We start from the raw sequence: 13,523 nt of genomic DNA on the forward strand, positions 1-13,523 counted from the left end.
TCGATCCGGGCCGCGCAGGAGGCGCAGGTCATACCCCCGATGGCGAGTTCGACTTCCCCGGTACCGGGCGTGGTGGTGGTCATGGCTGCTCCTCGGGCTGAGGCTTGGCAATGAAACGGGGGCGGGACCGAAAAGGGGTGGATCCCGCCCCCGTGGATTCAGGCGCGACCGACGAACTCGTAACCGGCGTCCTCGATCGTCCGGGCGATCAGGGAGTCGTCCGGCGCGCCGCCGGTGACGACCGTGACGACGCCGGTGCCGATGCCGGCGTCCACGGAGAGCACGGTGTCCAGGCCGCTGAGCGCCTTGGTGACGACGCCCTGGCAGTGGGCGCTGCCCACACCGTTGACCTTGTATGTGGTGGTGTGCCCGTCCCCGACCGCTGTGGCGGTGCCTGTCTCGGCGTTCTCCTTGGCATCGCCGGTGTGGCAGCTTCCGTCGGGGGTGCAGCAGGACGACATGGGGTTTCCTCCCGTGAGGCGGTTGACTAAGGAGAGCCGCATACCCCTAGGGGGTACCGACCTCGACCCCATGTATACCCCCCACCCGTATTCAAGGCAAGACAGGGAGCGAGCTTGACTTCATACCCCCAGGGGGTATGTTGACGCGTGTCGGCCGCCTGCCCGAGCGGCCCTTCAGGGAGGCCACCATGAACACCGCCGTACGCATCACGGTCTTCGCCGCCGCGCTCGCCGCGACCTTCGGCACCGCCTACGGCGTCGGTACGGGAATCGACCCCGTCGTCGCGAAGGACGAACGCCCCGCCGAACACGGCGGACACAGCGGGACGGCCAAGGACACAAGCGCCCGGAAGGAGGCGGGGCACGGCGGTCACGAAGAGACACCGCCCGGCGGGCTGCAGATCTCAGAGAACGGCTACACCCTCGACCTGCGGACGGACCGCATCGACGCCGGCAAGCGACAGGAACTGCGCTTCGCCGTCCAGGACAGCGGCGGGCGAACGGTCACCGCCTTCAAGCGCGAGCACGACAAGGAACTCCACCTGATCGTCGCCTCACGCGACCTGACGACCTACCGCCACCTCCACCCCACACGGGCTGCCGACGGCACGTGGAGCACACCCGTCGACCTGCCCAAGGCGGGCTCCCACCGGGTCTTCGCCGACTTCACGCCCGCGGCGAAGGGAGCGAGGAACCTCACGCTCGGCGCCGACCTGGCGGTCGCGGGCACGTACAAGCCGGACGAACTGCCGGGCCACACCACGACAGCCAAGGTCGACGGCTACGAAGTGACCCTCAACGGCCGGCTGCGGCCCGGTGCTCAGGACCGCCTCACCCTCAGCGTCAGCAAGGACGGCAAGCGGGTGCGGGACCTTCAGCCCTACCTCGGTGCCTACGGCCACCTGGTCGCCCTGCGCGACGGCGACCTGGCGTACCTGCACGTGCACCCGAACGGAGAGCCCGGAGACGGCAGGACCCGGCCGGGCCCCGCCATCTCCTTCACCGCGACGGCGCCCAGCTCCGGCGCCTACCGCCTCTTCCTCGACTTCAAGCACCAGGGGAAGGTCCGCACGGTGGCCTTCACCGTGCACACGGACGGCACGGCGCCCGCCGAGACCGGGGCCTCCGGCGGAGCCGAGGAGACCGACGGACACGACCACTGATCCGGGTCCCCGACCGGGAGCCCGGGGTTACGGGGTTACGGGGTTAGCGCGCGGACTGGGTGTGCACGTACTCGACGAGCCGCGTCAGCGCGTCGGGGTCCGTGGCCGGCATGACGCCGTGTCCCAGGTTGAAGATGTGGCCCTCCAGTCCGGCGGCCGCGTCGAGCACCTCGCGGGTCTTGGCCTCCACCGCCTCCTGGGAGGCGAAGAGGACCGTCGAGTCGAGGTTGCCCTGGAGCGCCTTGCCGGGGCCGACGCGGCGGGCGGCCTCGTCGAGCGGGACGCGCCAGTCGACGCCGACGACGTCCGCGCCGGCCTCGCCCATCAGGCCCAGCAGCTCGCCGGTGCCGACACCGAAGTGGATGCGCGGTACGCCGTACGACGCGACGGCCTCGAAGACCTTGGCGGACGCGGGCATGACCGAGCGGCGGTAGTCGGCGGGCGCGAGGGCTCCCGCCCACGAGTCGAAGAGCTGGACGGCGCTGGCGCCCGCCTCGATCTGCACCTTCAGGAAGGCCGCGGTGATCTCGGCGAGCCGGTCGAGCAGGTCGGCCCACAGCTCGGGGTCGCCGTACATGATCGCCTTGGCGTTCTCGTACGTGCGGGACGGGCCGCCCTCGACGAGGTAGCTGGCGAGGGTGAAGGGCGCGCCCGCGAAACCGATGAGCGGGGTCGCGCCGAGCTCGGCGGTGAGCAGCCCGATGGCCTCGGTGACGTAGTGGACGTCCTCCGGGGTCAGATCGCGCAGCTGGGCGAGGTCGGCGCGAGTGCGGATCGGGCGCTCGACGACCGGACCGACACCGGGCTTGATGTCGAGGTCGATGCCGATGGCCTTCAGCGGGACGACGATGTCGCTGTAGTAGACCGCCGCGTCCACGTTGTGCCGGCGGACCGGCTGGAGCGTGATCTCCGTGACCAGCTCCGGGCGCGTGCAGGACTCCAGCATCGGGATGCCCTCGCGCACCTTCCGGTACTCGGGGAGGGACCGGCCGGCCTGTCGCATGAACCACACCGGGGTGTGCGGCACGGGCTCGCGCCTGCACGCCCTGAGGAAGGCTGAGTCCTTGACCGCGTCGGGCGTGGCGGTCGTGGCGGTCGGCTGGTGGCCCGAGGGGCCGGCGTTGGCACTCACGACGGAAAGTCTCGCACGCCGCGCGCTGCCCCCGACGCCGGGTACGGCCGTCTCCGGGGCCCTGCCGTGGAGCGGGAAGGCGGTGGGAAGGGAGCCGGAGAGAGTCGCCCGAAGCCCCGCGAAGGCCCTGAAACGGGCGCAGCGTTCGCTCAGCGCGATGCGACCGTGACCCGGTGCACGGGTGTCTCTCCCTGCGCTCGGGCTCCGTTCCCCTTAATCTTCCCCGCATGGCTGCGGCACAGGAACGACTGTCGGACGGCGCTGGCGGAATGGACGACGCGAAGGAGGGGGGCCCCGATGCGAGGCAGACGGAGACGGCTCCGCTGCCCTTCCGTACGGCCGTCGACGCGCTGGGGGCCGCGACAGTGCGGCCGGAGATCGAGATCGAGCCCACGCGCGCACCTCAGCGGCTCGCCCCGTACGCGTACGCACTGGAGGCAGCCGTCCTCGAGGACGACGAGGACCTGGCCGACGGCCGCCTCATCCTGCTCCACGATCCGGCGGGACACGATGCCTGGCAGGGTGCCTTCCGTCTGGTGACCCTGATCCGCGCCGAGCTGGAGGCGGAGATGGCCGCCGACCCGCTGCTCCCCGACGTGTGCTGGGCGTGGCTGACGGGGGCGCTGCAGACCCGCGGTCTGGCGTACGGCGAACCGAGCGGCACCGTCACCAGGGCGAGCTCCCACTACTTCGGCGGCCTCAGCGCCCGCCCCGCCGCCTGCCAGATCGAGATCCGCGCCTCCTGGACGCCCCGTGAGGGCCTTGGGGGCATCCCCGACACCGCCTCTCACCTCGCCTCCTGGTGCGACCTGCTCTCGCAGGTCGCCGGCCTGCCGCCGACGGTCCCGGGCGACACGTCCGTGGTCACACTGCCCCAGCGCCGGGGGCCACAGCCGCGATAGGGCCTGCCCGCCTCCGCCAAAGCCTTCGAGGCCGCCGCCGCGTACGCGAGGTGCCTCCTCGCATACGCGGCCCCTTCACGAATGCGAGGAGGCACCTCGCACGCGCGGCCTCTCGTCGTCTGCGCGGCCTCTCGTCGTACTGACGGGTCGACGCACAAAGGTCCCGCGCACCAAGGTCCCGCGCACAGACGCCCTCACGCGCAGAGGCCCCTGGTCGCAGAACCCCCACGCGCACACATCGCACCGGCGCCCGCCGAAGGCTCCACGCCGCTCACAGCGCCGCGCTCGCGCCCTCCGTCTCGGCGGGCGCCGGTGCGTCGGCGGTCCTGTCCGCCCCTGTGGCGCCGTTCCACGCCCTCACACGGCCTTTCACCCCGCTCACCAGGGGTTGTCTCCGCGTTTGCCACGTTCCTTTCGCCGTGATCATGCATTTCTGCCCCGCACATCACTCTTTCGCCACTACCTCTTTGTCGATACGGCCACTTTCGGACCGGTATTGACGCAGAGCGAACCCGTTCGATCTTCGAATGATCGAAGGCGTGTCCGAATTGCACGGATTGTTACTCACCAAATCGTGATCATTTCCTAAAGGAGCATGCGCCGGGTGCCGAAGACGTCTGTGACCTTGAAAGCACGGTTCGTCCCCACTTCACCCCCACGAGCCGGCCCCGTCCCGCACCCCAGGAGGCCTGGTGTCCGTTCTCCTCGAGCAGCCCGCAAGCCTGGTCGCCTACCGCCCGAACAAACCCACCGCGATGGTGGTCGTGGCCGACCCCCGCGTCCGTTCCACCGTCACCAGACATCTCTGGGCCCTCGGCGTCCGCGACGTCATCGAGGCCTCCTCCGTCGCGGAGGCCCGCCCCCGCATCGGCAACCCCCGCGACATCTGCGTCGCCGACGTCCACCTGCCGGACGGCTCCGGCCTCACCCTCCTGTCCGAGACCCGCGCCGCGGGCTGGCCCAACGGTCTCGCCCTCTCCGCCGCCGACGACATCGGCGCCGTACGCAACGCCCTGGCCGGCGGCGTGAAGGGCTACGTCGTCACCGGTACGCGAACGAACATCGGCCTCCCCACCCGCCCGGGCGCCGCCCCCATCGGCTCCGCGGCGGCCCGTATGCACCGCCGCCCCCCGGGTGCCCCGAGTCACCCGGGTGGCTACCGCGAGCTGTCGGGCCGTGAGGTCGAGGTACTGCGTCTGGTCGCCGAAGGCCAGTCCAACAAGGCCATCGGCGTCTCGATGGGCCTGTCCGCCCTCACCGTCAAGAGCCACCTCGCCCGCATCGCCCGCAAGCTCGGCACGGGCGACCGCGCCGGCATGGTGGCCGTGGCCCTGCGCACCGGGATCATCCACTGAGCGCGGAACGGTGACCGGTGCTCGGTGCCCCGTGTCCGGGACCGACGGCCCCGCGCCGGTCCCGGACACGGGGTACGTGAGCCGACCGGCCTCGCGTACCGGGCGCGACGGGCGTCCCGCACGGGATGGGCACACCGAGTGGGACACGAATACCGTGTGCGACGGAGCGCGCACCGGGCGCATTCACTGACACGTGTGACATGTGACTGGAATACGACCCTCGGACACCCGTCGACGGAACGTTCCGTCGGCGGGTGTCGTCCACACACGGATACCCTTGACAGGTGACCGACGCCCAAGAGACCGCAGCAGACAGCTCACTGCGCACCACCGGAGGCGCCCCTCCGGACGACGGCGGATCTTCTGCGACGGGGGCGCCGATCCCTTTGCTGGAGCCTCAGGACGGCATCCCCCCCGTGATCGCCGACGACGCCTCGCTCGCCGAGACGATCGCCGCGTTCGCCGCCGGGTCCGGTCCTGTCGCCGTCGACGCCGAACGCGCGTCCGGGTACCGATACGGCCAGCGCGCCTATCTCGTGCAGCTGCGCCGCGAGGGCGCGGGCACCGCGCTCGTCGACCCCGTCGCCTGCCCTGATCTGTCGGGCCTCGGCGAGGCGATCTCCGGTGTGGAGTGGGTGCTGCACGCGGCCACCCAGGACCTGCCGTGTCTGCGTGAGATAGGCATGGTCCCCACACGGATCTTCGACACCGAGCTCGCCGGACGCCTCGCCGGCTTCCCCCGGGTCGGCCTCGGCGCGATGGTCGAGGGTGTCCTCGGCTACGTCCTCGAGAAGGGGCACTCCGCCGTCGACTGGTCCACGCGCCCGCTCCCCGAGCCGTGGCTGCGGTACGCGGCGCTCGACGTCGAGCTCCTGGTGGACCTGAGGGACGCACTGGAGAAGGAGCTCGACCGGCAGGGGAAGCTGGAGTGGGCGCGGCAGGAGTTCGACGCGATCGCGTCCGCCCCGCCGCCGGAGCCCCGCAAGGACCCCTGGCGCCGTACGTCGGGGATGCACAAGGTGCGGCGGCGGCGCCAGATGGCCGTCGTGCGGGAGCTGTGGGAGACCCGCGACCGCGTCGCGCGGCGCAGGGACGTCTCACCGGGCAAGGTTCTCAGCGACACGGCCATCGTCGAGGCCGCGCTGGGCCTGCCGGCCAACGCGCAGGCGCTCGCCTCGCTGAACGGGTACGGGCACCGCATGGGGCGGCGCCAGCTGGAGCAGTGGCAGGAAGCGGTCGATCGCGCGAAGGCTCTGCCGGACGCCCGGCTGCCGCAGCCGGGGCAGCCGGTGGCAGGGCCTCCGCCGCCGCGGGCGTGGGCCGACAAGGATCCTGCCGCCGCGGCGCGGTTGTCGGCGGCGCGGGCCGCGGTGTCGGCGCTGGCCGAGCAGCTGAACATGCCGCAGGAGAACCTGATCACTCCGGACACGGTGCGGCGGGTTTGCTGGGAGCCGCCGAAGGTCGTGGACGCCGAGTCGGTGGGGGCGGCGCTGGCCGGGTACGGGGCTCGGGCGTGGCAGGTGGAGCAGGTCACTCCGGTGTTGGTGGGGGCGCTGTCGGTGAAGGAGGCCTAGAGGCCTAGTCGCCATAGGCGTTTCCCTCGTACGGCGGCTGCGGGTTCGGTGTGGCTTGTCGCGCCCGCGCGGCGGAGCCGCACATCGACACAGCCCCGCGCCCCTGACGGGGCGCGGCCCTCACTTCGTCGCCCCCCTCATGAACCCGTTGTAGATGTACCGCTGCAGGAACAGGAACACGATCAGCGTCGGCAGGATCACGAGGACCGTGCCCGCCGAGATGACCTCCCAGTGGGCGCCGAAGGGGCCCTTGAAGCGGAAAAGGGACGTCGAAATCACGCCAAGATCTTCGGAGGGCATGTAGAGGAAGGGGATGTAGAAGTCGTTGTAGACGGCGATCCCCTTCACGATCACCACCGTGGCGATCGCGGGCTTGAGCAGCGGAAAGATGATCTTGCGGTAGATGGTGAAGGCGTTGGCGCCGTCCAGTCGGGCCGCCTCGTCGAGGGAGACCGGAATCGATCGCACGAACTGCAGGAAGATGTAGATCGAGACGATGTCGGTGCCCGTGTAGAGCGCGATCGGCGCCCAGCGGCTGTCGAACATGCCGAAGCTGTTGACGATCTGAAAGGTCGCCACCTGCGTGGTCACCCCGGGGACGAGGGTCGCCACGAGGAAGAGGGCGAGCACCAGCTTCCGGAAGCGGAAGGTGAAGCGGTCGATCGCGTACGCGGCCATCGAGCCGATGACGACCGTGCCCGTGACGGCGAAGAGCAGGATGAAGGCCGTGTTGCCGAACGCCGTCAGCATGCGGCCGTCCTGGAACGCCGTCGCGTAGTTGCCGAGGTTCAGCGGATTGTCGGGGAGTGTGAGCGCGCCGCTGTCGTCCGCGATCTCCTTCGAGGACTTGAGCGACGTCAGGAAGACCGCGGTGAGCGGCAGCAGGACGACCACGGCCGCGACGAGCAGCGACAGGTACGTGAGCGCCCGGGCGACCGATCTGCGGGCGGCCGACCCGCGGACGGCCGGCGTGGAGGCCAGGTGCGTCATACGAGATCCACCTTCTCGTCGGGGACCAGACGGCGCTGCACCCAGGTCACGACCAGGATGATCAGCAGCAGGACGACCGCGGCGGCCGACGCCAGTCCCGTCTTGTTGAACTGGAAGGCGAGCTTCACCGTCTGGATCACGAAGGTCTCGGTCCCGGTCGCGCCGCCGGTCATGATGTACGGGATCTCGAAGACCGCCAGCGAGCCGGAGATCGAGAGGATGACGGTCAGGCCGATCACCGGGCGGATGCCGGGCGCGATGATGTAGCGGAACTGCTGCCAGCGGTTCGCGCCGTCCAGATCGGCGGCCTCGTACAGGTCCCCCGGGATCGACTGGATCGCGCCCAGGAACAGCACGAAGTTCAGGCCCAGGTAGCGCCAGACGGAGACGCCCGCCAGCGAGACGTTCGCGGACGTCGACGTGCCCAGCCAGGCGCGGTCCGACTCGTGGCCGAACAGGCCCAGCACCGAGTCCAGGGTGCCGCCGTCCTGGAAGAAGTAGAGGAAGACCATGCCGATCGCGACCCCGTTGATCAGGTACGGGAAGAACAGCACGCCCTTGAAGAGGTTCCGGAAGCGGATGTTGAAGCTGAGGACCGTGGCGAAGTAGAGCGCGAGGGCGATCTGGACGGCGGAGGCGGCGAGGTAGTAGCCGCTGACGAGGAAGACCTGGAAGAGCTCCTTCCTGGTGAAGATGTCGACGTAGTTCTCGGTGCCGGTGTAGTGGAGCTCGGGGCTGACGCCGTCCCAGTCGGTGAAGCTGTACGCGATCATGTTGGCGACCGGTGCGTACGTGAAGGTGATCAGCAGGGCCAGCGGGGCGGCCAGGAAGAGCCAGGGGGTGAGCCGTCGCCCAAGGAGCACCTTTCGCGGGGGCCGGGACCTCCCGCGGGCCGGTGGCGCGCTCGTCGTCGGCCGCGCCACCTTCTGGGTCGTGTGCGTCATCAGGACCCCAGGGACTTTTCCGCCTCGGTCCACCGCTTGCCGAGGTCGGCGAGGAAGTCGTCGAGGCTGCCCTTCCTGGCGCCGCGGGCGAGGTCGACCAGTTCCTGGCGGTAGTCGGGCTTGTAGATGCCGACCTCGGACTCGTTGTCGATCTCCTTGACCACCCCGCCCTTGGCGTCGTCGAGTTCGATGAGCTTCACGCCGGCGTCCTCGTACGGCTTCAGCACCTCGGGGAGCGGGTCGCCCTTGACCGGCGAGAGGGCCTGGTTCGCCGCCGCGTAACCGGACTTGTCGGTGAACCAGTCGATCCAGGCCCGGGCCGCCGCCTTGTGGTCCGAGTTGATGTTGACGGCCTGGTTGTAGTCGGGGGACATGGTCGCGCAGAACGTTCCGCCGGCCCGGGCCGGGAAGGGCATGAAGCCGATGTCGCCGGGGTCGGCGCCGGCCTCCTTCGCGGCCGCCTGGAACTGGATGACCGCCCAGGAGCCGAGCCACATCGTGGCGATGTCGCCCTTGGCCAGCTTGGGCTTCGACGCCTCCCAGTTGGTGGTCGTCGGGTCCTTCTCGATCAGACCCTCGCGGACGATGTCGTACAGCAGCGTGTCGCCCACGCGCAGGTCCTCGCCCTCGGCCCACGGGTCGCCCTCGGAGAGCCTGGTCGTCGCCTTGGTGTCGCAGCTGACCGCGCCGTCGACGTACGTCCAGCTGGTCAGCGGCCACATGTCCTTGAAGTTCGTGTAGTACGGGACCGCGTCGGTTCTGGACTTCACGGCCTTGAGAGCGGCGATGAACTCGGCGGGTGTGGTGGGCCAGTCGGTGACCCCGGCCTCCTTCCAGATCCTCTTGTTGTAGACGAAGCCGGGGACCGCGCCCATCGGACTCTGCCCGTAGACCTTGCCGTCGACAGCGGTGAAGCCGGTGAAGTGGTACTTCTTGGCGCGCTCGGCCCGTGTGCCCAACGAGGCGAAGAACTTGGGGTAGTCGTTCTTCTTGATGACCGCCGGGATCATCAGCACGTCGCCGTAGTTCTCCGTGTTCATACGGATCTTGACCTCGCCCTCGTAGTCCGTGAGGGCCTCGAACTCGACCTTGACCTTGGGATAGGTCCTGTTGAACTGGGCGGCGTACTTCTTCATCGTGCCGTCCTGCACGAGGTCGGTGCGGTGGGTGAGGACCTTGATGGTTCCCGACACTTTTGACGGGTCATCAGGCGCCTTGGCGTCCGCGCCTTTCGACGCGCCGCCGCTGCCCGTGCAGCCCGCGGTGACGATCGCGGCGGCCAGCAGTGTTCCGATGAGACTCCTGCGATGGTTCATGTGCACCAGCTCCGTTCGGGACGGAAGAGCACGAGTGGGATGGCTGGTTCGGCACTCTGACAGTCCGTACTGAACCGGTAAAGTCCCAATTTCGCCAAGGGTGTCGAAACTTTTCGGGCAGTGCTTGCGGATGCTGGACTAGACCGGTTTAGGGAGTGCGCATGCTGGACGCGACACCGCTCACCGAGGGATGGACCCTGCGGTACGACGGCCGGGCCCTTCCCGCCGCCGTACCGGGCTGTGTGCACACCGACCTGCTGGCGGCGGGCGTGATCCCGGATCCCTTCCTCGGGCGGAACGAGACCGAGGTGGCGTGGGTGGGTCGGAGGGAGTGGACGTACGAGACGGAACTGCCGGGCGCCTCCGGCTCGGCCGTCACATCGCCCGGCGCCTCCGGGCACGAGCAGACCGACCTGGTCTTCGAGGGTCTGGACACGGCGGCCGAGATCGTCCTGGACGGCCGGCTCCTGGGCCGGGTGCGGAACATGCACCGCTCGTACCGCTTCGACGTGACCGGCATGAGCGGCCGGCTGGCGGTGCGCTTCGCCTCCGCGCACACCGAGGCGGAGGCGGTGCGGGACCGGCTCGGCGACCGGCCGAACGCCTATCCGGAGCCCTTCCCGTTCCTGCGCAAGATGGCCTGCTCCTTCGGCTGGGACTGGGGGCCGACCCTCGTCACGGCCGGGATCTGGCGGCCGGTGCGCCTGGAGCACTGGTCGACGGCCCGCGTCGCCCGGGTGCGTCCGCTGGTGACCGTCGAGGACGGCGTGGGGCGCGTCGAGCTGGCCGTCGAGGTCGAGCGCGCCCGGGTCGAGGCGGACCTCACCCTCGAGGCCCGGATCGGTGACGTACGCGTGAGCGCGCCGCTCGACGGGAGCAGCGGGACCGTACGGCTGGACGTGCCGGACGCCGCGTTGTGGTGGCCACGAGGATACGGGGAACAGCCCCTGTACGACGTCGAGTTGAAGCTGGAGCACGACGGCACACCGCTCGACGTCTGGCGGCGCCGCATCGGCTTCAGGACCGTGGAGCTGGACCGGACCGCGGACGCGCACGGCACCGGCTTCACGCTCGCCGTCAACGGGACGCGGCTGTTCGCGCGCGGGGTCAACTGGATCCCGGACGACGTGTTCCCGTCCCGGATCACCCGCGAGCGCTACCGCGAGCGCCTCACGCAGGCGGCCGGCGCGGGCGTGGACCTCGTCCGCGTCTGGGGCGGCGGGATCTACGAGAGCGAGGACTTCTACGACGCGTGCGACGAGCTGGGGCTGCTGGTCTGGCAGGACTTCCCGTTCGCGTGCGCGGCCTACCCCGAGGAGCAGCCACTGCGGGGCGAGGTGGAGGCCGAGGCGCGCGAGAACGTCGTACGGCTGATGCCACACCCCTCGCTCGCGCTGTGGAACGGCAACAACGAGAACCTGTGGGGCTTCAGGGACTGGGGCTGGGAGGAGCGGCTCGCCGGGGAGTCGTGGGGCGAGGGGTACTACCTCGGCGCACTGCCGCGTGTCGTGGCCGAGTTGGACCCGACCCGGCCGTACACACCGGGCAGCCCCTGGTCCGGGTCCTGGGACCACCACCCGAACGACCCGGCGCACGGCACGCACCACTCGTGGGAGGTGTGGAACCGTGAGGACTACGCGCGGTACCGCGCGAACGTGCCGCGCTTCGTGGCCGAGTTCGGCTGGCAGGCACCGCCCGCGTACGCGACGCTGCGGCGCGCCCTGCCCGGCGAGGAGCTCGCGCCGGACTCCCCCGGCATGCTGCACCACCAGAAGGCGGACGACGGCAACGGCAAGCTGGAGCGGGGCCTGGCCCGCCATTTCCCGGTCCCCGAGGGCGACTTCGACCGCTGGCACTATCTGACGCAGGTCAACCAGGCCCGGGCCGTCGCCGCCGGGATCGAGCACTGGCGCTCGCACTGGCCCGTGTGCGCGGGCACGATCGTGTGGCAACTCAACGACTGCTGGCCGGTGACCTCCTGGGCCGCGATCGACGGCGACGGGCGGCCCAAGCCGCTCTACCACGAGCTGCGCCGGCTGTACGCGGACCGGCTGCTCACGCTGCGGGTACGGGACGGCGAGCTGGTGCTGGCCGCCGTGAACCAGGCGGGCGTGGACTGGTCGACCTCGCTCCGGCTGCGGCGGATGTCCGTGGACGGGGTGGTGGTGGCCGAGGCGGACCTGCCCCTCGCGTCCGCCGCACGGACGGTCGCCGACATCCGGGTGCCACGCGAACTGGAGCCCCACGGGCCGAAGGAGTTCCTGGTCGCCGACGCGGACCGGCTGCGGGCCCTGCACTTCCCGGTGCCGGACCGTGAAGTCGCCTACCCCCGGCCGGAGTTCGACGTCACCGTGGCGTCCGGCACCGTGACCGTGACGGCCCGCACGCTCGTACGGGACCTGCTGCTCCAGGCCGACCGGCTGGCCCCCGCCGCACAGGCCGACACCGGCCTGGTCACCCTGCTGCCCGGCGAACGCGTCACCATGGGCGTACGCGGCTGGCAGGCGCCCGACGACGGCTCCGGCGCGGCCGCCGTCCGGTCCGCCCTGTACTGCGTGGAGCCCACCCGATGACGACGCCCTCGCCCCCGCCGACACCCTCGACACCCCCGGCTCCGTCAGCCCCCCGGGTCACGATCAAGGACGTCGCCGCGCGGGCCGGGGTGTCCAAGGGAGCGGTGTCGCTGGCCTTCAACCACAAGCCGGGACTGTCCGACGCCACCCGGGACCGCATCTTCGCGGCGGCCCGCGAACTGGGCTGGGCACCGAACCTGACCGCCCGCTCGCTGGCCGGTCAGCGGGCGGACGTCGTGGGGCTTGCGATCTGCCGTCCGGCGAAACTGCTGGGCCTCGAACCGTTCTACATGGAGTTCGTCTCCGGGGTGGAGAGCGTGCTGAGCGAACGTTCCTGCTCGCTGCTCCTGCGCCTCGTGCGCAATCCGGAGGAGGAGGTGGGAATCCAGGACGCGTGGTGGCGGGGGAAGCAGGTCGGCGGTTCGATCCTCGTCGACTTCCGCGCGGATGATCCCCGGGTGGCCGGGGTGCGACGGCTCGGGATGCCGGTGGTCGCGGTCGGGCACCCCTCCCTGACCGGCGGCCTCACCTCCGTGTGGACCGACGACGCCACCGCCATGGCGGAGGCCGTACGGTACCTGGCGGCGCTCGGGCACCGGCGGATCGCCCGGGTGGGGGGCGCGGCGGCGCTCGGGCACACGTCCATCCGTACGGCGGCGTTCGACGAGGCCGCGGGGGCGCTGGTGCCGGCCGGGGCGTGGCAGGTGGCGACCGACTTCTCTGGGGAGGCGGGGGCGAGGGCGACGCGGTCTTTGCTCAGCGCCTCCGGCGGGGACCGGCCGACGGCGATCGTGTACGACAACGACATCATGGCGGTGGCGGGGTTGTCGGTGGCGGCGGAAATGGGGCTGTCGGTGCCGGGGGATGTTTCTCTGCTGGCCTGGGACGACTCCCAGCTGTGCCGGTTGACGCATCCGACCTTGTCCGCGATGAGTCATGACGTGCACGGGTTCGGGGCGGAGGTGGCTCGGACGTTGTTCGGGGTGATCGCGGGTGACGGGGTGGAGTCGCATCCCGTTCCGACGCCGGTGCTCACGCCGCGGGGGTCGACAGCGCCGCCTCGGTGAGCGCGGTACTTGTCTGCGGGTTCGTTGTGGCTGGTCGCGCCCCGCG

Annotated in this window: 11 protein-coding genes; 6 read left to right on the plus strand and 5 right to left on the minus strand. The window is 70.6% G+C overall.

Going from position 1 to position 13,523, the window contains the following annotated elements:
- Positions 1–158: 158 nt before the first annotated feature.
- Positions 159–461 (minus strand): cation transporter, encoded by a 303-nt coding sequence (locus tag AB0959_RS42395; protein WP_366832186.1) that lies wholly within the window; start codon positions 459–461, stop codon positions 159–161.
- 188 nt (positions 462–649) lie between these two features.
- On the opposite strand from AB0959_RS42395, the gene AB0959_RS42400 reads away from it, so the two are divergent.
- Complete coding sequence (locus tag AB0959_RS42400) at positions 650–1,624, plus strand: hypothetical protein (RefSeq protein WP_366832187.1); 975 nt, start codon at positions 650–652, stop codon at positions 1,622–1,624.
- Positions 1,625–1,667: 43 nt separating this feature from the next.
- Here AB0959_RS42400 and hemE read toward each other — a convergent pair whose 3' ends face one another.
- A complete protein-coding gene (gene hemE / locus AB0959_RS42405) occupies positions 1,668–2,756 on the minus strand; it encodes a uroporphyrinogen decarboxylase (RefSeq protein WP_366832188.1) in 1,089 nt (362 codons plus the stop codon).
- Positions 2,757–2,983: 227 nt separating this feature from the next.
- Between hemE and AB0959_RS42410 the strand changes: the two genes are divergently transcribed.
- The 3 genes from AB0959_RS42410 (at position 2,984) to AB0959_RS42420 (ending at position 6,587) form a co-directional block, all read left to right on the plus strand.
- Complete coding sequence (locus tag AB0959_RS42410) at positions 2,984–3,658, plus strand: DUF3000 domain-containing protein (protein ID WP_366832189.1); 675 nt, start codon at positions 2,984–2,986, stop codon at positions 3,656–3,658.
- Positions 3,659–4,350: 692 nt separating this feature from the next.
- On the plus strand, positions 4,351–5,013 hold the full coding sequence (locus AB0959_RS42415) for a response regulator transcription factor (protein WP_129305965.1): 663 nt from the start codon (positions 4,351–4,353) through the stop codon (positions 5,011–5,013).
- A 284-nt stretch (positions 5,014–5,297) separates the two neighbouring features.
- A complete protein-coding gene (locus AB0959_RS42420; protein WP_366832190.1) occupies positions 5,298–6,587 on the plus strand; it encodes an HRDC domain-containing protein in 1,290 nt (429 codons plus the stop codon).
- Between the two features lie 120 nt (positions 6,588–6,707).
- Here AB0959_RS42420 and AB0959_RS42425 read toward each other — a convergent pair whose 3' ends face one another.
- The 3 genes from AB0959_RS42425 to AB0959_RS42435 are packed head-to-tail and all read right to left on the minus strand — an operon-like array spanning position 6,708 to position 9,837.
- Positions 6,708–7,577, minus strand: a complete 870-nt coding sequence (locus tag AB0959_RS42425; RefSeq protein WP_366832191.1) for a carbohydrate ABC transporter permease — start codon at positions 7,575–7,577, stop codon at positions 6,708–6,710.
- The gene (locus tag AB0959_RS42430) at positions 7,574–8,521 is read right to left on the minus strand and encodes a sugar ABC transporter permease (protein WP_366832192.1); all 948 of its coding nucleotides are present in this window, start codon (positions 8,519–8,521) and stop codon (positions 7,574–7,576) included. Before AB0959_RS42430 ends, AB0959_RS42425 begins: the two co-directional genes overlap by 4 nt.
- Positions 8,521–9,837: an ABC transporter substrate-binding protein gene (locus tag AB0959_RS42435; protein WP_366832193.1), complete on the minus strand. Its 1,317-nt coding sequence runs from the start codon at positions 9,835–9,837 to the stop codon at positions 8,521–8,523. The genes AB0959_RS42430 and AB0959_RS42435 overlap by 1 nt, the downstream gene beginning before the upstream one ends.
- Positions 9,838–9,998: 161 nt before the next feature.
- Here AB0959_RS42435 and AB0959_RS42440 point away from each other — a divergent pair, with 161 nt between their 5' ends.
- Positions 9,999–12,410 (plus strand): glycoside hydrolase family 2 protein, encoded by a 2,412-nt coding sequence (locus AB0959_RS42440; protein WP_366832194.1) that lies wholly within the window; start codon positions 9,999–10,001, stop codon positions 12,408–12,410.
- A complete protein-coding gene (locus tag AB0959_RS42445; RefSeq protein ID WP_366832195.1) occupies positions 12,407–13,477 on the plus strand; it encodes a LacI family DNA-binding transcriptional regulator in 1,071 nt (356 codons plus the stop codon). The genes AB0959_RS42440 and AB0959_RS42445 overlap by 4 nt, the downstream gene beginning before the upstream one ends.
- The last annotated feature ends 46 nt before the right edge of the window (positions 13,478–13,523 follow it).

The organism is Streptomyces sp. NPDC046862, from assembly GCF_040704615.1.
GTDB lineage: Bacteria > Actinomycetota > Actinomycetes > Streptomycetales > Streptomycetaceae > Streptomyces.

Excerpts from the sequence above, each read along its gene's own strand:
- AB0959_RS42395 (WP_366832186.1), bottom strand. The coding sequence starts at position 461 with ATGTCGTCCTGCTGCACCCCCGACGGAAGCTGCCACACCGGCGATGCC.
- AB0959_RS42400 (WP_366832187.1), top strand. The coding sequence starts at position 650 with ATGAACACCGCCGTACGCATCACGGTCTTCGCCGCCGCGCTCGCCGCG.
- AB0959_RS42410 (WP_366832189.1), top strand. The coding sequence starts at position 2,984 with ATGGCTGCGGCACAGGAACGACTGTCGGACGGCGCTGGCGGAATGGAC.
- AB0959_RS42425 (WP_366832191.1), bottom strand. The coding sequence starts at position 7,577 with ATGACGCACCTGGCCTCCACGCCGGCCGTCCGCGGGTCGGCCGCCCGC.
- AB0959_RS42430 (WP_366832192.1), bottom strand. The coding sequence starts at position 8,521 with ATGACGCACACGACCCAGAAGGTGGCGCGGCCGACGACGAGCGCGCCA.
- AB0959_RS42435 (WP_366832193.1), bottom strand. The coding sequence starts at position 9,837 with ATGAACCATCGCAGGAGTCTCATCGGAACACTGCTGGCCGCCGCGATC.
- AB0959_RS42440 (WP_366832194.1), top strand. The coding sequence starts at position 9,999 with ATGCTGGACGCGACACCGCTCACCGAGGGATGGACCCTGCGGTACGAC.
- AB0959_RS42445 (WP_366832195.1), top strand. The coding sequence starts at position 12,407 with ATGACGACGCCCTCGCCCCCGCCGACACCCTCGACACCCCCGGCTCCG.